This window comes from Microbacterium terrae, assembly GCF_017831975.1.
GTDB classification, from domain to species: Bacteria; Actinomycetota; Actinomycetes; order Actinomycetales; family Microbacteriaceae; genus Microbacterium; species Microbacterium terrae.
In genome coordinates this window covers 2,931,267-2,951,172 of sequence record NZ_JAFDSS010000001.1, presented here as the reverse complement: position 1 = coordinate 2,951,172, position 19,906 = coordinate 2,931,267, and the positions used below count along the sequence as shown (strand labels likewise).

Annotated in this window: 22 protein-coding genes; 15 read left to right on the top strand and 7 right to left on the bottom strand. The window is 65.0% G+C overall.

Annotated elements, in window-relative coordinates; genetic code table 11:
• Positions 1 to 90: 90 nt before the first annotated feature.
• The 7 genes from JOD63_RS13460 (at position 91) to JOD63_RS13430 (ending at position 5,991) form a co-directional block, all read left to right on the top strand.
• Positions 91 to 1,095 carry a LacI family DNA-binding transcriptional regulator gene (locus JOD63_RS13460; protein ID WP_045274702.1) on the top strand — a complete coding sequence of 335 codons (1,005 nt, stop codon included), beginning with the start codon at positions 91 to 93 and terminating at the stop codon, positions 1,093 to 1,095.
• 132 nt (positions 1,096 to 1,227) lie between these two features.
• Positions 1,228 to 2,244, top strand: a complete 1,017-nt coding sequence (locus JOD63_RS13455; RefSeq protein ID WP_084613379.1) for an ABC transporter substrate-binding protein — start codon at positions 1,228 to 1,230, stop codon at positions 2,242 to 2,244.
• The gene (locus JOD63_RS13450; protein WP_211088123.1) at positions 2,241 to 3,068 is read left to right on the top strand and encodes an ABC transporter permease; all 828 of its coding nucleotides are present in this window, start codon (positions 2,241 to 2,243) and stop codon (positions 3,066 to 3,068) included. Before JOD63_RS13455 ends, JOD63_RS13450 begins: the two co-directional genes overlap by 4 nt.
• Complete coding sequence (locus JOD63_RS13445) at positions 3,029 to 3,877, top strand: ABC transporter ATP-binding protein (RefSeq protein WP_211088122.1); 849 nt, start codon at positions 3,029 to 3,031, stop codon at positions 3,875 to 3,877. Before JOD63_RS13450 ends, JOD63_RS13445 begins: the two co-directional genes overlap by 40 nt.
• Positions 3,874 to 4,701 carry an ABC transporter permease gene (locus tag JOD63_RS13440; RefSeq protein ID WP_211088121.1) on the top strand — a complete coding sequence of 276 codons (828 nt, stop codon included), beginning with the start codon at positions 3,874 to 3,876 and terminating at the stop codon, positions 4,699 to 4,701. Before JOD63_RS13445 ends, JOD63_RS13440 begins: the two co-directional genes overlap by 4 nt.
• Entirely contained in the window at positions 4,698 to 5,759 is a 1,062-nt protein-coding gene (locus JOD63_RS13435) for an amidohydrolase family protein (RefSeq protein WP_045274704.1), read from the top strand. The genes JOD63_RS13440 and JOD63_RS13435 overlap by 4 nt, the downstream gene beginning before the upstream one ends.
• Entirely contained in the window at positions 5,749 to 5,991 is a 243-nt protein-coding gene (locus tag JOD63_RS13430; protein WP_084613380.1) for a LacI family DNA-binding transcriptional regulator, read from the top strand. Before JOD63_RS13435 ends, JOD63_RS13430 begins: the two co-directional genes overlap by 11 nt.
• A gap of 93 nt (positions 5,992 to 6,084) precedes the next feature.
• On the opposite strand, the gene JOD63_RS13425 is transcribed toward JOD63_RS13430, so the two are convergent.
• A complete protein-coding gene (locus JOD63_RS13425; RefSeq protein ID WP_045274705.1) occupies positions 6,085 to 7,026 on the bottom strand; it encodes an NAD-dependent epimerase/dehydratase family protein in 942 nt (313 codons plus the stop codon).
• Positions 7,027 to 7,114: 88 nt separating this feature from the next.
• On the opposite strand from JOD63_RS13425, the gene JOD63_RS13420 reads away from it, so the two are divergent.
• Together JOD63_RS13420 and JOD63_RS13415 are read left to right on the top strand one after the other, a co-directional pair.
• Positions 7,115 to 7,717, top strand: a complete 603-nt coding sequence (locus JOD63_RS13420; protein ID WP_045274740.1) for a TetR/AcrR family transcriptional regulator — start codon at positions 7,115 to 7,117, stop codon at positions 7,715 to 7,717.
• 59 nt (positions 7,718 to 7,776) lie between these two features.
• Positions 7,777 to 8,463, top strand: a complete 687-nt coding sequence (locus JOD63_RS13415) for a type 1 glutamine amidotransferase domain-containing protein (RefSeq protein WP_045274706.1) — start codon at positions 7,777 to 7,779, stop codon at positions 8,461 to 8,463.
• A gap of 115 nt (positions 8,464 to 8,578) precedes the next feature.
• Here JOD63_RS13415 and JOD63_RS13410 read toward each other — a convergent pair whose 3' ends face one another.
• Positions 8,579 to 9,448: an alpha/beta hydrolase gene (locus JOD63_RS13410; protein ID WP_045274707.1), complete on the bottom strand. Its 870-nt coding sequence runs from the start codon at positions 9,446 to 9,448 to the stop codon at positions 8,579 to 8,581.
• Positions 9,445 to 10,671 (bottom strand): metal-dependent hydrolase family protein, encoded by a 1,227-nt coding sequence (locus JOD63_RS13405; protein WP_045274708.1) that lies wholly within the window; start codon positions 10,669 to 10,671, stop codon positions 9,445 to 9,447. The genes JOD63_RS13410 and JOD63_RS13405 overlap by 4 nt, the downstream gene beginning before the upstream one ends.
• Before the next feature lie 93 nt (positions 10,672 to 10,764).
• On the opposite strand from JOD63_RS13405, the gene JOD63_RS13400 reads away from it, so the two are divergent.
• Positions 10,765 to 11,403, top strand: a complete 639-nt coding sequence (locus tag JOD63_RS13400) for a TetR/AcrR family transcriptional regulator (protein ID WP_084613381.1) — start codon at positions 10,765 to 10,767, stop codon at positions 11,401 to 11,403.
• A gap of 26 nt (positions 11,404 to 11,429) precedes the next feature.
• Positions 11,430 to 12,626: an N-methyl-L-tryptophan oxidase gene (gene solA, locus JOD63_RS13395; protein ID WP_045274709.1), complete on the top strand. Its 1,197-nt coding sequence runs from the start codon at positions 11,430 to 11,432 to the stop codon at positions 12,624 to 12,626.
• A gap of 288 nt (positions 12,627 to 12,914) precedes the next feature.
• Here solA and JOD63_RS13390 read toward each other — a convergent pair whose 3' ends face one another.
• Both JOD63_RS13390 and JOD63_RS13385 read right to left on the bottom strand, forming a co-directional pair.
• Entirely contained in the window at positions 12,915 to 13,523 is a 609-nt protein-coding gene (locus tag JOD63_RS13390) for a recombinase family protein (protein ID WP_211088120.1), read from the bottom strand.
• A gap of 166 nt (positions 13,524 to 13,689) precedes the next feature.
• On the bottom strand, positions 13,690 to 14,310 hold the full coding sequence (locus JOD63_RS13385) for a TetR/AcrR family transcriptional regulator (protein WP_169748388.1): 621 nt from the start codon (positions 14,308 to 14,310) through the stop codon (positions 13,690 to 13,692).
• 102 nt (positions 14,311 to 14,412) lie between these two features.
• Here JOD63_RS13385 and JOD63_RS13380 point away from each other — a divergent pair, with 102 nt between their 5' ends.
• The 3 genes from JOD63_RS13380 (at position 14,413) to JOD63_RS13370 (ending at position 17,774) form a co-directional block, all read left to right on the top strand.
• On the top strand, positions 14,413 to 15,099 hold the full coding sequence (locus JOD63_RS13380; protein ID WP_045274710.1) for an HXXEE domain-containing protein: 687 nt from the start codon (positions 14,413 to 14,415) through the stop codon (positions 15,097 to 15,099).
• 168 nt (positions 15,100 to 15,267) lie between these two features.
• The gene (locus JOD63_RS13375; RefSeq protein WP_084613383.1) at positions 15,268 to 16,179 is read left to right on the top strand and encodes an ABC transporter ATP-binding protein; all 912 of its coding nucleotides are present in this window, start codon (positions 15,268 to 15,270) and stop codon (positions 16,177 to 16,179) included.
• The gene (locus tag JOD63_RS13370) at positions 16,179 to 17,774 is read left to right on the top strand and encodes an ABC transporter permease (RefSeq protein WP_045274712.1); all 1,596 of its coding nucleotides are present in this window, start codon (positions 16,179 to 16,181) and stop codon (positions 17,772 to 17,774) included. The genes JOD63_RS13375 and JOD63_RS13370 overlap by 1 nt, the downstream gene beginning before the upstream one ends.
• A gap of 101 nt (positions 17,775 to 17,875) precedes the next feature.
• Here JOD63_RS13370 and JOD63_RS13365 read toward each other — a convergent pair whose 3' ends face one another.
• On the bottom strand, positions 17,876 to 18,178 hold the full coding sequence (locus JOD63_RS13365) for a hypothetical protein (RefSeq protein WP_157003938.1): 303 nt from the start codon (positions 18,176 to 18,178) through the stop codon (positions 17,876 to 17,878).
• A gap of 265 nt (positions 18,179 to 18,443) precedes the next feature.
• Between JOD63_RS13365 and JOD63_RS13360 the strand changes: the two genes are divergently transcribed.
• Positions 18,444 to 19,241 (top strand): helix-turn-helix transcriptional regulator, encoded by a 798-nt coding sequence (locus tag JOD63_RS13360; RefSeq protein ID WP_211088119.1) that lies wholly within the window; start codon positions 18,444 to 18,446, stop codon positions 19,239 to 19,241.
• Between the two features lie 263 nt (positions 19,242 to 19,504).
• Here JOD63_RS13360 and JOD63_RS13355 read toward each other — a convergent pair whose 3' ends face one another.
• Positions 19,505 to 19,900, bottom strand: coding sequence for a hypothetical protein (locus JOD63_RS13355; RefSeq protein WP_045274715.1), 396 nt, complete (start codon positions 19,898 to 19,900; stop codon positions 19,505 to 19,507).
• Positions 19,901 to 19,906 lie beyond the last annotated feature (6 nt).

Genomic DNA, 19,906 nt, shown 5'->3' with positions numbered 1-19,906 from the left:
ATCGTGCATGTGTGCGGTTCCATGCGAATGGCGGCGCACATTCTCGATCGGTGCCGATACGATCGGGATCGATCCCGATGGAGGTAATCGATGGTGAGCGATGATGGTCGCCCTCTGACGCTGGCGGACATTGCCCGGTTGGCGGGGGTGAGTCGCTCGGCGGCGTCGCGCGCGTTGGACGCGACGGCGCCGGTTGGTGGTGCGAAGGCAGACCGTGTCCGTGCGGTGGCTGCGGAGTACGGGTACGTTCCAAACTCGTGGGCTGCGAATCTGCGGCGTCAGCGCACGGGCTTGATCGGTGTTGTGGTCCCGCGTCTTACCGACACGGTCATGGCGACACTGTATGAGGCGATCGTAGAAGATGCGTCGTCTCGGGGATACCAGGCGGCTGTGGTCACGACTGGTGATGACCCTCGCAAGGAACTCGATCGAGGTCGGGCGCTTGTGAAGCAGCGCGTGGACGGATTCATTCTTACTACGGCCCGAACTGATGGTGCTGACCCCTTCCTCCTCGAGTTGAAGGAGAAGTCGATCCCGCACGCTCTCGCCCTCCGAACGGACGGTGGTTCGCCGGCGGCGGTGATTGATGATCGCGCTGGTGGGGAGATGGCGACTCGGCATCTATTGGAGCGCGGTCATCGACGCATCGCGTTCATCGGTGGCCCGGCTCATGCATCCAGTTCGCAGGGGCGCGAGGCGGGGTTCCGTGCGGCAATGGAGGAGTGGGGGGTCTCTATCGGTCCGGGCACAATCCACCATTCGGATTTCAGCGTGGATGCCGGACTCGAGATCACGGATCGCTTGCTGGCGCTTGCGGAGGTCCCGACGGCGGTGTTCACCGCGAACGACAGCCTCGCGCTCGGCGTCATGTCCGCGGCGCAGCGCGCGGGCGTCAGCGTTCCGGATCAACTGTCGGTGGTCGGGTTCAATGACACGCCCCTCGCAGCGCGGCTGGCCGTGCCCTTGACGAGCGTCAAGGTCGACTTCGCGCGGATCGCGGCCGACGCGCTCGACCTCCTGCTCTCGCCCGCAGCGACCGACCGACCTGCGGTGCAGCCGCACCTCGTCGAGCGCGCTTCAGTGGCGTCGATCTAGCCCCCGGCGCACATTCAGATCTCGCGGTGGGAAAGCAGTCGGCCGGGGGTAAACGATTTCCGACTTGCATAGCGGGATCGATCCCGCTACGGTTTCAACCACTTGCACAAAGAAGTGAGAGGAGTGGCAGAGATGCCAGTTAGCACAAGCATTCAGGGCATCGGCCGCAAGGTCGGGAACGATCGGGATCGTTCCCGACGGATCATTGCGGGCCTCGCCATCCCGGTGGCTGCGGTCGCCGTTCTCGCCGGCTGCGCGGGCGCTTCAGCGACAGGCGACGGCGACTCGTTCACGGTTGCCCTGATCGAGCCGGACCTGACCACTGTTCCCCTAATGGAAGCCGTAGACCAACTGAACGCTGACGGCTACACGGTGGAGATCGTTGAGCTCGCGGAACCGGAGTTGGCGATTGAGGGTCTCGCCAAGGGTGATTACGCCATCTCTGCTGAGGCGACGAGCCCCGCGTTGATCGCCATTGAGCAGGGCGCACCGATCCGGATCATCGCGGACGTGATTGGCAACCAGTGGGCTGTGTACGGCGTGGAGGGGGTGCAGCGATGCGACGACCTCGTCGATCGTCCGGTCGGCATCTTCAGCGAAGGCGCTGTCGCCACCGCGATGGTGCGCGAGTGGGTCGCGGAAGAGTGCACCGCGGGAGAGCCGGAGTACCTCGTGATCGGCGGCTCCGACGTTCGCGCGCAAGCGCTCTTGACGGGCCAGATTGACGCGACCGCGTTGGAGATCGCGGACGTTGTCACTCTCGGAGAGACCGCAGATGCCGAGTTCGAGAAGGTGGTCGACTTCGGCGAGGCGCTGCCCGACCTGCACCCGCAGACCGTGTACGCCAACGCGGACTTCCTACAGAACTCGTCCGAGGCGGCCCAAGCATTCGTCGACGCACTGATCGACATCCACGCGCAGATCAACGACGACCCGGGATACTTGGTCGAACTTGCCGTCAAGCACCTCGGTGCCGAGGATGATGCCACCCAGCAGGCGATCGCTCAGGCCTATGTCGATGCCGGATTGTTCGATGCCGCTGCGCTCACGCCGGAGAACATGCAAGCCACGATCGACTTCTTCACCGACGCCGCCGTGATCGGTGACCTCAGTGCCGACGATGTCGCCGACCTCTCATTCCTGCCATGAGCACCATGACCGCGGGACCTGCCCCCACGGCTGAGAAGCCCAAGTGGCTGCAGGTCCTGGACGCGAACCGCAGTTGGCAGATCTACACCTTCGTGGTGTTCGCCGTCGCGTGGCAGATCTACGGCACCTTCTGGGGCGGGCTCCTGGTTCCGACCTTCACCGAAACTGTCGTCGCGTTCGGTGAGCTGATGGTGAACCCCGAGTTCTGGGATGCCTTCGTAGTCAGCAACCAGGCACTCGCCCTCGGGTTCCTCGCCGCCGTCGTCATCGGCATCCCGGTGGGAGTCCTCCTCGGCCGGTACCGGACGCTGGAACGGTTCACGGATGTGTACCTGAACATCCTGTTGGTCACCCCGATGGCGGCGATCATCCCGCTGCTGGTCATGTCGGTCGGCTTCGGGCTACTGTCCCGCGTGATCCTGGTCACACTGTTCGCGGTCGTCATGGTGATCGTCAACGTGCGTGCCGGTGTTCGTCAGGTCGACCCGAGTCTGATCCAGATGGCTCGATCATTCGGCGCGAAGGAGCCTCAGATCTGGCGTGACGTGCTGATTCCTGGCGCGCTGCCGGCGATCATGACCGGCATCCGGCTGGGCCTTGGTCGGGCGGTCACCGGCATGGTCATCGTCGAACTGCTCATGGTGTCGCTCGCCCTGGGCGGCCTCATCCTCGAGTACCGCGGCATGTTCAATGGCCCGGCTCTTTACGCGGTCATCGCCGCCATCCTCATAGAGGCTCTCGTCCTCATCTCCCTCGCCCAGTGGTTCGAACGTCGCGTCGCACCGTGGGCAGTCAAGAACCAGAAGCGGAGCGCACGCTCATGATCGAAATCAGCGGACTCACCAAGACGTTCGTCGGACAAGACGGATCCCTCGTCCGAGCCCTCGGCGGCGTGGACCTCACCATCAACGACAACGAGTTCCTCACCGTTCTCGGCCCCAGTGGCTGTGGCAAGACCACCATGCTGAAGATGATCGCCGGCCTGCAGGGCTGGGATAGCGGCGAGATCACCATCGACGGGTCACCCGTGCGTGGTCCCGGCCCTGACCGGGCGATGGTGTTCCAGAACTTCGCACTTCTTCCCTGGGCGACCGTGCTTGAGAACGTCGCGTTCGGACTCAAGATGAAGGGCGTCGCCAAGAACGACCGCAACGACCGTGCCCGTGACCTGATCGCGAAGGTTGGCTTGGAAGGGTTCGAGTCCAAGCGTCCTGGCGAGCTTTCCGGTGGCATGCAGCAGCGTGTCGGTATTGCCCGCGCTCTCGCTGTCGAGCCGAAGGTGCTACTCATGGACGAACCGTTCGGTGCCGTCGACGAGCAGACCCGACGACTGCTGCAGGAGGAACTCCTCGCGATCTGGGAATCGAACCGCCTCACGGTCGTGTTCATCACCCACTCCATGGAAGAAGCCGTCCTCCTCGGTGACCGCGTTGTGCTGATGAGCGCCCGTCCCGGTCAGATCGCGGAAATTGTCGATGTCCCGTTGGAGCGGCCTCGCTCCTCGGATGTCGGCAGCCTCGAACGCGCCCCCGAGTACGTGGAGATCACGGCCCACCTGTGGGAGCGGCTGCGTGACATGCACGAAGAGCGCCGCACCACGACCCACGATCTGGACCAGAGGGATGCGGGATGAGCACCATGACCCAAACCCAGACCCGCACCCATCCAGTCGTCGGCACTCTCAAGCCACGGCTCAGCTGGAACCGTGTGCCCGTCAGCCTGATCTCCCTCGGCATCGGAGCGATCCTGTGGGAGATCATCGGACGTGTCGCCGACGTCCCGTTCTTCCCCCCGCTGACCGAGGTCCTCGCGACACTCTGGGAGATGATCGTCTCCGGGATGATCTTCGGGAACCTGCTCGTCTCCCTCGGAAACCTGGCCGTTGGGTTCGGGATCTCCCTCGTCGCTGGCATCGTCGTCGGGACCGCGATCGGAAGATACCGGCGAGTTAATGCGGCGCTCGGGATCTACGTCTACGCGCTACTGACCGCACCATCGCTGGTGTTCGCGCCGATCTTCTTCTCAATCTTCGGAGCGGGGCAAGCGGCGATCATCGCGGTCATCTTCATGTACTCCGCATTCATCATGATTATCAACACCGCCTCGGCCGTGGAGAACGTCAATCCGAGCCTGTCCGAGATGGGGCGGTCGTACGGGGCCAGCGAGTGGCAGCTCGTCACACGGGTCATCCTCCCCGCCGCGCTGCCGATGATGTTCGCCGGCATTCGCCTCGGTATGGGGCGGGCGGTCACCGGAATGATCAACGGCGAGATGTTCATCGCCGTCACCGGTCTCGGCCGCATCGTCACCCAGGCGGGCAAGAGCTTCGACGGCGCCGCCGTCCTCGCGATCCTCCTCGTGATCATTGTCGTCGCCCTCGCCGCCGTAGCCCTCGTCCAACTCGTCGACAACCGCATGACCAGCTGGGTGCCCTCCAACAGCAAGGAATCACGATGAAGATCGACGCCTTCAGCCACATCCTCCCGCGCCGCTACTTCGATGTGATGAAGAATCACGTCAGCGACCCCCGCGCCCTCAAGCGGTGGCTCGACCTCCCCGCGCTCCACGACCACGAAGCGCGACTGCTGATGATGGACGAGTTCGGCGACGACTACCAGCAGATCCTCACCCTCTCTTCCCCGCCCATCGAACTCCTCGCAGGCCCCAACGAATCCTGGAAGCTCGCCCGCCTCGCGAACGAATCCATGAAGGACCTCGTCGACCAGTACCCGGATCGGTTCCCCGCGTTCGTCGCCTCGCTGCCGATGAATAACCCGGACGCATCGCTCGAAGAACTCGCTTACGCGATCGATGAGCTAGGAGCGATCGGGGTTCAGGTGTTCACCAACGTGAACGGCATCCCGCTCGATGACCCGCGATTCGAGCCGATCTTCGCCGAGATGGCCAGGCGCGACCTGCCCGTGTGGATGCACCCCACACGGTCGGCGGCATCAGCGGACTATCCGACCGAGGAGAAGTCGCAGTTCGAAGTGTGGTGGGCGCTCGGCTGGCCCTACGAGACCAGCGTGGCCATGTCACGCCTCGTTTTCAGTGGAGTGATGGAGCGGTGCTCGGGCCTGAAGGTGATCACCCACCACATGGGCGCGATGATCTCGTTCCTCGAAGGACGCATCCGCCTCGGATGGTCCGACCAGTTCGGCAGCCGAACCCATGGGTCCACCGCAGAAGCCATTCTCGGCCAGCTCAGCAAGGAGCCGATCGAGTACTTCCGTTCCTTCTACGCCGACACCGCGCTGTCAGGATCTGAGATCGGCACCAAGTGCGGCCTGGAGTTCTTCGGCGCCGAACACGTTCTCTTCGCGAGTGACTGCCCCTTTGACCCTGAAGGTGGTCCGATGTACATCCGGGAGATGATCCGCATCATCGACAACCTTGACATCAGCGACGAGGAGCGCCAACTGATCTACGAGGGCAACCTGCATCGGATCTGCGGCGACCGGATCCGTACCGGAACAGAATCCGAACTCCTCGACAGAGCGAGCCGTGTCGCCTGACGTGAACTCAACAGGCCGTCGGCCGACGCTGCGAGATGTGGCGTCGGCCGCCGGCGTCTCCGTCACCACCGCATCTCGGGTCATAAATGGCTCGCGAAGAACCGTCCCAGAGAGCAATCGCCTCGCCGTCCTGGACGCGGCTGCAGAGCTCGGATATACCGCAGACGTCGGAGCGCAAGCGCTGGCCCGAGCACGATGGGACGTCATCGACGCGCCACACACCAGTCGATAGTCGGCCGAGTTCGGATCCCGTAGCGGGCATTGCGCGATAGCGGGAGATCGCGTGCGGCCGATATCGTGGTGAGCGGAGGGACGGCGGATCCTGTCAACGTTCAGGACGCGTGGGTGCGTGGGTGTCGTGGATCACCTGGATGCCTTCGTGCGCAGTGGTGACCCGGAACTCGGGGAACGCGCGCGCGAACTTCTCGGTTACAAAGACGTTGTCGTGCGCGTAGCGCGGGAGTAGCTCGCGAATCTCGCGCGCCCCGGCGTCGAACAGACCGGCGACCTGGAAAGCGATCTTCGGAATGACCGTGTATCGGATCTCGGTACTCCACACTTCTGAGGCGAACTCGGCGAGCTGCTTGTAGGTCACGGCGGTATCGCAGGGGAGGTGCCACGTCTGCCCGTACGCCGACGGGGTGTTGCCGATGAGGGCCATCCCGCGGCTGGCGTCCGGGGTCCAGATCAGGGTGCGAAGGGTGTCGTCGCGCACCGGGACGCGCGGCTTCTCGCCGTTCTGGATCGGGTCGAGGAAGAGGCTGTTGGTGAAGCTCTGGGTCTTGCCCGGTCCGTAGAACTCCGGAGCCCGGCAGATCACAGCCTCGACGCGTCCAGCGGCCATGGCCTCGAGCAGCATCGTGGTCATCAGTGCGCGGGTCTTCGCCTTGGGTCCGCGCGGGTCGAACCCGGTGCTCTCGGTGAGGGGCACACTGGTCATCGGATACATGTAGGTGTTGTCGAAGAACACGAGCTTCGCGCCGTGTCTCGCGCACGCGTCGATCGTGTTCCGCATCATCACCGGCAGCTGCTCGGCCCACAGCTTCGCGTCAGGCGGCAGGCCGACCGTGAGGTAGACGATGTCGCTGCCGGCGACGGCGGCATCCGTCTCGACGGGGTTCAGCAGGCTGGCCGCGACCAACTCATCGGTGTCATGCAGCCGCTTCGGGTTGCGGCTGACCAGTCGCAGCCGGTTCGTGTGGTGATCGTGCAGCTCGCGCGCCAGCTCCGTTCCGATCTGGCCGCCCGCTCCGAGGATGGTCTGCATCTCTGTCGTCCGTTCGATTCGATGTTGACACTGAATACATAGCACTCTAGCATCCAATGTAAGCGGTGAACACATTGGAGGTGTGAGCATGCACGAGGAGCGATCCGCGGCAGCGACCCGCGACGCCTACCATCATGGTGACCTGAGAACGGCGCTGCTCGATGCCGCGACCGGGATGCTCGAGGCAGGCGAGCCCTTCTCGCTGCGCGCCGTCGCACGCCGCGCGAACGTGTCGCAATCCGCCCCGTACCGGCACTTCGCCGACCGAGACGCCCTCGAATCAGCCCTCGCGGTGCGCGGGTTCCGCGACCTCCGTGAACGGCTCTCCCCAGGAGGGCGGCTGGCGACCACTGAAGCCGAGCTGACCGAGTTCGCGGTGGCGTACGTGGGGTTCGCGCTGGAGCATCGCGCGGTGTTCCGGCTGATGTTCGGTCAGGAGTGCGACAAACGCGACGACGATCGCGTCCTCGCCGCCGGAGCGCTCCACGTGCTCCTCGAGGACACGCTCCGCCAGGTCTACCCCGACGCCGACCCCGCACCGCTCGCGACCGCGCTGTGGGCTCTCGCCCATGGCCTCGCGTTCCTCCACCTGGACGGGAAACTCGCCGCCGACTCGCCGGATGCCGTCGCCGACCGCGTCCGCGGGTCGTTCGCCGCCGTGCGCGCTCTCGCACCCACCGAGAGCGCCTGAACACGGGCCACCGGCATCCACCCACTCTCCCTCGCACCGATTCGCTCCTGGAGGTCAGCATGACCCGCATCCTGCACGTCGTCACCAACGTCGGCCACTACGACGACCCCTCCCGCCACCCCACCGGGCTGTGGCTGTCCGAGCTCAGCCACGCGTGGGACGTGTTCGAACAGCACGGCTTCGAGCAGACCATCGTCAGCCCTATGGGCGGACCTTCGCCGCTGGAGCCTCGGTCGCTGAAGTTCCCCAACTACGACAAGTCCGCCAAGACCTGGCACCGTGACCCGGCACGCATGGCGCTGCTGGAGACCACCGCCCACCCGAACGACATCGATCCCTCCGACTACGACGCCATCTTCTTCACCGGCGGCCACGCCGTGATGTACGACTTCCCCGACAGCCCCGGCCTGCAGCGCCTCACCCGCCAGATCTGGGAGAACGGCGGCGTCGTGGCGTCGGTGTGCCACGGCTACTGCGGACTGCTGAACACCACCCTCTCCGACGGCACCCACCTCGTCACCGGGCGACGCGTCACCGGGTTCGCCTGGCAGGAAGAAGTCCTCGCCCGGGTCGACAAGCTCGTCCCCTACAACGCCGAACAGGAGATGAAGAACCGCGGCGCGCTCTACGAGAAGGCCAGGCTCCCGTTCGTCTCCTACGCCGTCGCCGACGGCAGACTCGTCACCGGACAGAACCCCGGATCCGCCAAGGAGACCGCACAGAAAGTCGCCGCGCTCCTCCCCTGAGCCGCCGTCGCGCCTGGCCCTACGTCGACGCCCAACGCTCTCGGCGATCCCCTTGCGGGCGCTGCGCGTACGAGGAACATTGCGTGCATCACCCACCCTCAGCGGGCGGCGAACGTCAGCGGGCGCGACTCGTCTTCAGGTAGCTGAGGAAGGATGCCTGAAGCCCGGTCACGTGCGTCTCGTGCATCATCGCGGTCGAGATATCGGGCCACCAGCCACGCCCGTTCAGCTGCTCGAGAACCAGTAAGACGTTCCGCGCGATCCCGCGGTAGATCGGGATGTCGCCGATCGTCTCGGCTTCGTTGAGGGTGACGTGGAGACTCGGCCCCGCGTTGTCGGTGTCGCGTTGGGGTAGGCGTTCGATCAGCGAGAAGATCTGACTATTCGTAGCCGCGACACCGGGCGTGCCCGCACCGACCGTTGAGAAGAGTGGCTCTCGCCGAAGCCACGCGTAGAGGGCGAAGAGTCCGCCGTAGGAGTATCCGAACAGGCCGTGCCCGGTGTCGCTGACGCGTACCTTCGCTTGCAGAAACGGGTGCAGTTCCTGGGTGAGGAAGTCGAGGAACACGTCGCCGTGTGTGTCGGTCAGTTGAGCGAGGTAGGCGTCCATGTGCTCTTGCGTCATCGCACCGGCATCCCGAGCCTGTGTCAGCGTCGTGATCATGTCGTCGCCGACCGGCTCATCCGGTGGTACGAGGTCACGGTTACGCAGGCTCGCCCACTGTGCGGCCTCATCGCCCGCATACCCAACACTCACTTGAATGTATGGCGCGACCGACAGATAGGGATCGGCCTGTGTGACGATGAGAGGCGCGGTGAGCCCGACGGCGAAGTTGCCGTCCACGACGTAGACCAGCGGCAAGGCGTCCGCCGAGGCTGCGTAGCCGGGCGGAGTGGTCACCCACACGGCGTAGGCGTGTCCTGACTTCGCAGTGATTTCGTAATAGTCCGTGTCTGCCAAGCAGCCGTTCAACATGTCGCTCATCGAGCGTCTCCCTTCATGATGCGGCCGGCCTTAACGACGAGCGCGGCCATGTTCGGATCGGCGAACACCGATGCGTCCTCGAGCGGGTCCTTCCGCCACCCCACGAGGTCCGCCCGCATGCCGACGCGGATCATCCCGACGGAATCGCCGATGCCGAGGATGTCAGCGTTGTCCCGGGTGGCAGATACGAGGGCCTGCATGGGCGACTCCAGCTCGGCGCGCAGGCGAAGCTCCTCGCCGCGGCGTTCCTGGTGAGGTCCGATGAGGTCTGTGCCCAACCCGATGCGCACGCCCGCTGAGCGCGCGGTCTTCAGTGCCGCGGCCATGCGCTCACGAACGCCAGAGACGCGGTCGCGGGTCGCGGCATCCAGATCCATGCTCTCGACATCCATCAGTTGGTTGATCACGGCGAAGGTGGGCACGAGCGCTACGTCGTGCTCGGACATGAGTTCGGCCGTCGGCTCGTCGATGTCGGTGCCGTGCTCGATGCAGCGCACGCCGGCCAGGACGGCATTGCGGATGCCGGCGTTATTGTGCGCGTGAACCGTGACGTACGTTCCTCGAGCTCGGGCTTCCTCGACCGCGACGGCGATCTCTTCGACCGTGAACTGTGTGTCGCCGAGGTGGTCGTGTCCCCCGACCACGCCACCTGTGACGCACAGCTTGAGGAACGTCGCACCCCGACGAAACGATTCACGGACGTTGCGCCGCAGCTCGTCAGCGTTGCCCGACATGAGCGACAGCGCGACGAGCCCGGGGAGGTGGTGCGACTCCCACATCTCGGTCGGCTCCCACGCCGCCCCGTAGTAGCCGTGCCCGCCCGTCTGGCACTGCACGGGACCGCATGAGAGGACGCGCGGCCCGCGCACCTTGCCCTTCTCCAAGACCTCGACGACTCCGCGGTCGATGCCGCCGGTATCGCGCAGTGTCGTGAACCCGGCGTCGAGCGCGTGACCCGCATTGGCGAAGATGTCGGCGGCGAGCTCTGCGATCGAGAGCTGGAACCCGAATTGCGCACGGATCGGACTGGAGAGTCCCAAATGCACGTGGGCGTCGATCAGGCCTGGAGTCAGCAGCATCCCGTCGAGTTCGACGGTCGCTGCATCCGCGGGTGCGCGTCCGATCTGAGTGATCACGTCATCCGACACGCAGACATCGGCCGGGAAGGGGTTGTCCCCTGACCCGTCGGCGATGTTGCCGTGGACGAACCAGACAGCAGTCATTCGTCTCAATTCCGATAACGCCAGCGACCTCAACAGTGGTGAATTCGTTCTGCTAACGTACTCAACACTGGTGAGGGCGTCAACGGAGGTCTCATGCGATCACCCGTAGGTGAGGGACGCGACCGGCTGCTGCAAGCGCTGTTCGACGACTTCGGCGAGAGCGGCCCAAGCCCGAAACTGTCGATGCGTCAGATCGCCGAGCGCGTCGGGGTGCACCATACCCTCCTGACGTATCACTTCGGGTCGAGACCGGGCCTCCTCGCCGCGGTACTGTCCGAAGCCCGCCGTCGTGACAACGACGTCATCGCGGCCGCGGACGCGGACCTCGGCTACGCCGACATGTGCCGAGCGCTATGGCGCCTCTATGCCGATGGCGCGCACGAGGATCGAAGCCGGGCGTTCTTCCACCTGGTCGGGCTCGCGGTCTACGAGCGCGATGCCTTCGAAGAGTTCGTCACCGACATCGACGACCTGCGTCAGCTCATCCAAGCGGCCGCTCTTCGCGATGGATCTACGCCAACCGATGCGGCGCAGCTGAGCATCCTCGCCACCTCTGTGTTGCGAGGGCTTCTGCTGCAAAGACTGCTGGCCCCATCCGCCGACGTCGATGCCGCAGCCGAACGCTTTCTCGCCTCATTGAGCGCGCCTACGGAGATGCCAGCAAACGCCCTCGACGGTCGCCAAGCCGTGGCGACGGTCGGCGTCCGGGCCCGCTTCGACGAGAGCGGCTGATATCCGCCAGGACGGAGTGGTGCAGCATGGCACGGGGATACTCGCACATTGTGATCGGCGCCGGCGCGATCGGCTCGGCCGCCGCGTACTGGCTGGCCCAGGCAGGAGTCGAGCGCGTCCTCGTGCTCGAGCAGTTCGATCTCGTGAACACGCTTGGCTCGTCGGGCGACCACTCGAGGATCATCCGCCGCGCGTACCACCGTCCGGAGTACACGAGGCTCACCGACGCGATGTACGCCGCGTGGGCCCATGTCGAGGAGCAGTCTGGCCTCACCCTGTTCACCCGTACCGGCGGAATCGATCTGGCCGCTGCGGGGAGCGCCGGCGAGGACGAGGTCGACGAGTATCGACGGGCGATGGATGCCGCATCCATCCCCTACGAAGACCTCTCGATCGACGACATCCGCGAGCGCTACCCGCAATGGCACGTCCCGGATGACACGATCGGCCTTTTCCAGCAGGACGGGGGGATCCTCGACATCCGTCGCTCGGTTTCGGTGCACACGGCACTCGCGCTCGCGGCGGGTGCGGAGTTCCGGCCCCGGACGAAGGTGACCGGCGTCGCTGTCCACGAGCGAGGCGTCACGGTCTCGACGGCCGACGGGCCGATCGACGCCGACCACCTCGTCGTGGCGGCGGCATCATGGCTCGGCGACCTTATGCCCGACCTCGGACTGAACTTCTCGCTCACGCTCTCGCAGGAGCAAGTCGCCTACTTCGTTCCGGAGAGGCCACGGGACTTCGCGCCGGAGCGGTTCCCAATCTGGATCCACCACGCCGACGAGGTGCACTACGGCTTCCCCGTCTACGGCGAGGCAGCCGTGAAGATCGCCCGAGACATGCGCGGTCACTACATCTCGAGTGGCGAGCGCGTCTTCGACGGCGACGCCGGAGAACACGTGCGACTGCGGCGCTTCCTCGCGGAGTTCCTCCCCGCGGCGGCCGGTCCGCTGCTGTCGACCAAGACATGCGTCTACGACATGCCCCCCGATCGGGATTTCGTCCTCGACATCGTGCCGGGTCGTCCTCACGTCGCGGTGTTCAACGGCGCGGGGCACGCAGGCAAGTTCGCGGGGCTCGTCGGTCGGATCATCGCCGACCTCCTCACCGTCGGATCCACACCGCACGAACTCTCGGCCTTCAGCCTCACCAGACCCGCGATCATCGACCCGGACTTCGTCCCGAGATTCCGACTCAGGTCTGCCGTCGGCGACGATCGTTGACCACGCCTGCGCCGCTCGCAACGACGACACCGGACGCTCTGTCGTTTCTCCCCGTCCCGACCTCGAGCTCGCTGACGCGGAAGAGGACCGCGCGGAAGAGGACAGAGGTTCGACAGGATCACGCGAGACGCCTCCGTCTCGATGGATCCGCAAGGAAATCTGGCTCGACGCTCCACAGGTTGCGACCGCCATGGCCGTGCGGGGGATTGTTATCCGGGTGTTTCTGATCGGATCGGTTTCGCGGTCGAGGCCGCCGCGGGAAGCGGCGGGGTCCTCGACCGCGTCGGTCTAGAAGATGTGTGCATCGGACGCAGCGAGGAACGCTACGCGCCGACGCTGCAGTTCGCGGTAGACGGTGGCGCGGGAGACGCTGAACAACTCGGCGATCTCGGTCTGGGTGTACTCAGCGCGGTCCTGCACGTCGAACAAGAGCTTGCGCTGCGTCATCGACAGCTGCGGCTGTTTGCCTTTCAAGTGACCCTTCGCGCGGGCGACCGCCATCCCCTCTTTCGTGCGAATGCTGATCAGGTCGCGTTCGAACTCGGCGACCATGGCGAGCACGTTGAACAGCAGCCTCCCGACTGGGTCGGTGGGATCGTATTTGCTGCCGCCGAGATTGAGCGCGACGCCCTTCGTCGTTAGTTCGTCGGCGATGTCGCGGGCGTCCTTCACTGACCGGGCGAGCCGATCAAGTTTCGTGACGACGAACGTGTCGCCTTCACGGACGGCGGCGAGCGCTTCGCGCAGTCCGGGTCGGGCCCGGTTAGTGCCGGTCAGTCCGTGATCGACGTAGATGTTCGAATCAAGGACGCCCAGTCGCAGCAGTCCGCCTCGCTGCGAGGTGAGGTCCTGATCGGCGGTAGAGACTCTGGCATAGCCAATCTGTATTCCGTTCATGCCGCCGAGCGTGCCACCAAACCCGTCACGCGCCCGCGAGTTTGGATCCCCCTGCGGGCGACGCCCGGTGATGGGACCTGAGCGTGCGTTTCGGATCCCCCAGCGGGCGTTCGGTCATGGTTCCCTCGCAGACATCACCGATGGTGGGCTTCCGCGACCTCTCGCGTCACGAAACTGAGCGGCTTGGTCCGAGACCGCCAACCAGGTAGTGGTCGACGGTTGGTGCGACGGCGGCGACGACTTCCTCGAATGACGCTTGGACGATCGGTGGTGTTCTGACGACGTAGCGTGCGAGCGCGATGCCGAGCAGTTGTGCCATGGCGAGGTTCAAGCGAAGTTGCGGTCGGTCCTGATCGACGAGCGCGGCGGCTTCACGCCCGACCGTAGACATGAGGAAGTCCCGGAACCGGTCCATGGCCTTGTCATGTCCGATGGCGGTGCGAGCCAATGCTGTCAGAGTCTCTCGGCTTCCTTCGGCGTCCCACAGACCGAGGTAGTGCCGCGTCACCCGCTCGCCGATCCCCGTGGGGCCGCCCTCGAATGCCTCGATCAGGGCGCGAACTCGATCAGTGGGCAGGATCAAGGTGGCCGCGAACAGGCCTTCCTTGTCGCCGAAGAAGTGTCGGATGAGGGCGGGGTCCACGCCCGCGTCTGCGGCGATCGCACGCAGCGTAGCGCCTTCGAAACCATTGGCTGCGAACTGCGCTCTCGCCGCGAGCACGATGCTGTCACGGGTCGATCCCCGGCCTGGGCGGCGACCGGTCTTCCCGCCTTTATCGATGCTCACTCCGCAATAGTATCTCCCCGTGTTGACATCCACATTTGTGGATATCTACGCTCGAAGACATATCTCTTGTTTGGCCTATTCCGCTCAGGTTTGGAGAACTCCATGCGCTGGTTCCGCACTCATTGGTATGACCTGGGTCTCGTCGTCGGGATCGCAGCCCTCGTCGTCGGCGCGATCGTGGGATTCAAGGGACTGCAGCTGATCCTGCTGCTGAACTTCGCCACACTGTTGCTGCACCAGTTCGAGGAGTACCGGCTCCCGGGCGGGGAACCGTGGATCCTGAACGAGGTGAGCCAGCCCAAGGGCGGCCCTGCCGACAGCTACCCCCTCAACGCCAACAGCGCGTCCCTCGGCAATGTGGCGATGTGGGTGCCATACCTGGTGCCGGTCTTCTTCCCAGATGTGATCTGGCTCGGCCTAGTGCCAGTGCTGTTCGGCGCGGTCGGTCAATTCGTCGTGCACGTGGTGCAGACGAACATCAAGCTCAAGACCTTCTACAACCCGGGATGTTTCACCGTGGTCGTTGGTTGGGTCCCCCTGGCCATCTGGTATCTGATCGTCGCATACGGGGAAGGTCGCGTTGATGGGTGGCAGTGGCTCTTCGTCGTCCTCTACGGCATCTTCATGATCGGGTTCTTCGGCTTCGCGTTGACCTACGGCATCTTGCAGGACAAGACCGGACGATACCCCTTCACCCGTGACGAGATGGGTCGCTTCGACCGTGAGCGACGCCTCGCCCACGCCGGCATCACGCCGCTTCCCTTCACGGCCGACCGCATCGCCAAGTGAGGTCCGCTGTCTACGACTTACACCTGAACACATTCAGTCGATGCTCGTCCACCACGCGTGACGGAACGCCGACGCACCAGAACAACACACACGGCACCTATGTCCCCAATTGTGGACTTCGCTCTAGGCTGGCCGCGAAACCACCGCATGGGAACAAGGAGGACGCCGATGGGCGCGAATGACCCGGTGATCAAGATCGAGCAGCTGACGAAGTCATACGGTCGGTTTCAAGCACTGAAGGGCGTCGACCTGACCGTCGAGCAGGGACAGGTTCATGGCTTCCTCGGCCCGAACGGTGCCGGGAAGTCCACCACGATCCGCGTCCTGCTCGGGCTGCTCCGCGGCGATGGCGGTACCGCGACCGTGCTCGGGCAGGACCCATGGAAAGACGTCGTCGCGCTGCACCGCCGGCTCGCATACGTCCCCGGCGACGTTTCGCTCTGGCCCGGAATGACCGGCGGTGAGGCGATCGATCTGCTCGGTTCCCTCCGCGGCGGGCTGGACGAAGCGCGCCGGAAGGATCTGCTCGACCGGTTCGAACTCGACCCCACCAAGCGTGGCCGGCAGTACTCAAAGGGCAACCGGCAGAAGGTCGCAATCGTCGCCGCGCTCGCGTCCGACGTCGAACTGCTGATCCTGGATGAACCGACCAGCGGCCTGGACCCGCTCATGGAGAGCGTCTTCCAGGACGTCATCGGTGAGGCCAAGGCGCGAGGGACGAGCGTGCTGCTCTCCAGCCACATCCTCACCGAGGTGGAAACCCTCGCAGATCGACTTTCCATCATCAGGGACGGCCGAATCGTGGAGACCGGCACCCTCACCGACCTGCAGAAGGGTGCTCGCACCACGATTCACGCGACGTTCAGCGGCCCGATTGCCGAATCGGCACTGTCAGGGCTGAAGGACGTCCACATCGATGGCGCGAGGCTCTCTGCGACAGTCGACGCCGGGCACGTGGGCGATGCGATGGCGAGATTGACCCCGTTGGGGATCACCGCGTTGACGGTAGAGCCGCCGTCGCTGGAATCGCTGTTCCTCCGTCTGTACGAGCCGTCCGCTGCCGATCAGAAGGCGTCATGATGGCGGCACCCGCAATCGCCGGCAGCCCGCAGTTGCTGCGCGCGAACGTCCGCTACGACGGACGGATGCTGGCGCCTTGGGCGTTGTTGACCACACTGCTATCGGCGTCATCCATGCTGTACCCGCTGATCTTCCCGTCGGACCAGGACAAGCAGGCCTTCGCAGGCGCGGTCGGCGCGAACCCGGCGATGGCGATCATCTTCGGCCCCGCATTCGACCTGTCGACCACCGACGGCTTCAACGCGTGGCGATCGCTCGCGCTCGGCGGGTTGATCGCGGCGCTCGGCGTGATCTTCGCCATCACCCGCGCCACTCGCGCGCAGGAAGACTCCGGACAGGCCGAGCTCCTCGCCTCTGGAGTCATGGGCCGCGCATCACGTCTCTTGGCGGCCGTATGGATGTGCTTGGTGTTCGCGATCGTGCTCGGCCTCCTCACCGGGCTGGTGACAGTGCTACTCGGGGGCGGATGGAACGCCACCATGCTGCTTGCAGCGACAATGGCCGCGACCGCCTGGATGTTCACCGGCGTCGCCGCTGTGACCGCGCAGCTCGGCTCGGACGCTCGCACCGCGAACTCGCTCGCTGTCGCCACCCTCGGAGTGTTGTTCATCGGCCGCGGGGTGAGCTACGCACTGGATACGCCGGACTGGGTGATCTGGATCAACCCGCTCGGCTGGATGACAGAGACGAAACCGGCCGTCGACAACAACTGGTGGCCACTCCTGCTGGCCGTAGCCCTTACCGTCGTCCTTCTCGCGATTGCGTTCATCCTGCAGTCCCGCCGCGAGTTCGGCGCCGGCGCTATCGATCCTCGCCCCGGGCCCGCCAGCGGCAAAACCCGGTCCACTTGGCGACTCGCCCTTCGGACCAACCGAGGACCGTTCTTCAGCTGGGCGGTCGCGTTCGTCGCACTCGGGTTCGTGTTCGGCTACCTCGCGACCTCGGTCAACGACATCTTCGGGTCTGACCCGGCCATCCAGCAGATCCTCGCAGCAGGAGCCGCGAGCCCCGACGACCTCGTCAGCGCGTTCCTGGTCACCATCCTCAGCATGGTCGGCATCCTCGCCTCGATACCCGGTGTGCAGACGATGCTCAAGGTCCGTTCAGAGGAGATGGAAGACCGTCTCGAGCCACTGATCGCGACCGCGACAACGCGACCCCGCTACTTCCTCAGCAATGTGCTTGTCGCCTTGGGCGCACCCGCCATCTACATGCTCATCGCTGGAACCCTGATCGGTTGGCTCGCTGGCACCGCGGACATCGGTGTCACCTTCAGCGACGTGCTGTTGCAGGCCACAGCGACCGTACCGGCGGTATGGACCGTCATCGCACTCGCTGTCGCCGTGGTCGGTGCACGCCCTCAGGTATCACTCGCAGCCTGGATCGGGGTCCTCCTGTCCTTCGGCCTCACGATCCTCGGTCCCACGTTCAACCTGTGGGACTGGGTGCTCGCGATCAGCCCGTTCTGGCATGTCCCCAACGTGACCGATCCCAACGCGGACTGGTGGGGGCTGCTCTGGATCAGCCTCGTCACCATCCTGTTCCTCGTGATCGGATTCGCTGGATTCCGCCGCCGAGACCTCGCCCGCCAATAGCCCACAGCATCATCGACGTTCCGATTCCGCCCGCAACCCGGTCGTCAAGCGAGCTCACTTGGCGGTGGCTGGGTGTGGTGTCCCTAGGCGAGAGAAGTCGGCTACAGGTTCATCTCCACCGCCGCCGCAGAGGTGCGCGCGATGAAGATCGACCCCAGCGTCGCGGACTGACTGATACGGCCGGTTCTCCGCATGTCCGCAAAGATGGCTTTCGCCTCTATCGTCAGCGCCTCATCGTCCGGATACTGCGAGAGCTTCATGCGCTCGAACGCGGTCAGCGGGCGTTCTGGCAGCTGCATCTGCGGACGTTCGTAGACGATCCGATTCGCAACGCCCGACTCCTCGTAGTCGATGCAGATGGTGCATTGCGCGGCGTAGTCGATGGAGTCGGGCCTTCTCGTCATGCTTCGACCCAACCACACAGCTAGGAACGCTGTCGACTCCGCGACGGTGTGAATGGCTTGGGCCGCGGACATCGCCGTCCCGTGGTTACAGGCCGCGATTCGTGGCGCCGGGGCTAGCACGCAAGCCGGTCGGCCGAAGCGCGAATCCGGTCACGTTTGATGGTCCTCGTTCGGAAGAGGGCAAGGAAGGCGAGTGGGCGACTGGGGCACTGTCGAACTGCCGACCGCGCGACTTTACTTGCGCTAGCGCAAGATACGGGCTAGCATGGATTGCGGTACCGAAGGTCGGAAGAAGAGGCCCAGGGGCGGGTCGCCCGCGCTGAGCCTCGTCGCACCGCACATCGCAGGGGAGATCATGAAATTCGTAGCAGTGGTGGAAGTATCTCGGCGCGGAGAGCTGACGGTTGATGAGGTTGGTCTGGTGATCGACAGGCTGCCCGGCCAGGATGTGTCGTTGATCGTGAGCCAGCGCGGCTATCGGACAGCGAGGATTGTGGTCGACGCGGAGAACATTGCGGCGGCTGCAACACACGCCCTGTTGGCCGTGCAGCACGGCTTCGGGCTCGGGTGGGACAGCGTCGTCAGCATAGACCTGATGAGCGAGGCTGAGGCAAAGCTGCGCGAGGGCTCCGCAGCCGTGCCGGAGCTCGTCGGCGCGGCCGAAGCGGCACGTCTGCTCGGTCGCAGCCCCCAGGCCGTTCGGCAGATGATCGAGGATGGTCGGCTCTCCGCCTATCGGGTCGGCGATCGCTCATTCGCTCTCGTGAAATCGGAGGTCCTCGCGGCCGCAGCGCGTCGCACGGACTGGAAGTCGCACCCCGGTCTCCTCGGGGTGCTCGAGGAGAAGGACATCTCGATCGACCGTGTGCTGCCGAGCCCGCGGATCCGCATCAACATCGAGAATGACGGAGCGCGCCGGGCACGCACCGTGGCTCGCTATGAATTCACCGTGCTCGGCCGCTATGAAGACCCCGAGGGCAAGATCGTCTCGATCGCTGAAGGTCAGCAGGAACTCACCGAGTTCGACTTCACGCGAATCGGTGACTGGACCTCGCCCGACTGACCTGCCGGTCTGCGTCGGAGTCATGCGAAAGCAACGCGAGCTGATGATCCGAGAGCAAGCGGCCGGGGCCGCCTGAAACCCTGAACCCCCGCCCGGCAGGCCGTCGTTCAACGCTCACCGGTATTGGTGATCGACCCGGGTCCCATAGCCCTTGCCCCGTGCCCGACTCGCACTAACGCGGTCGGCCCGATTAGCCCGACCGTAGGGATGCCCGCGGGCGGTTCCCGTTACGAGACTGCCCGTGGGCGCCGAGCTTCCAAAGCTCAGACCGCCATCGCGAGTTCCCCCACACCCGCGGCGATGAGGAATGAGAGCACCGCCAGCACCAGCGACACCGGCGCCATCGTGTAGCGCTCCGGCTTGCTTCGCGAGATCGCGTTCAGCACCACGCCGAGGGCGAAGTACGCGAACACCACCCACATCGCGACGTCCGAGAACGGCTCGGGGAAGACATCGACTGCACCCACACGGTCCCAGGCGATGAGGCTGATGAACCCGTAGATGAGGATCGCGACCGCGCTTCCGACTCGCAGGCGCGCGGGCAAGACGCGGTGCTGCCCACCCCAGGCGAAGCGACCGAGCGGAGCGCCGAAGACGAGGGCCAATTGGAATACGGCGAGGAGCGCGAGTATCAGCGTCAGGGCGAGCGCGAAGGGCACATCCTC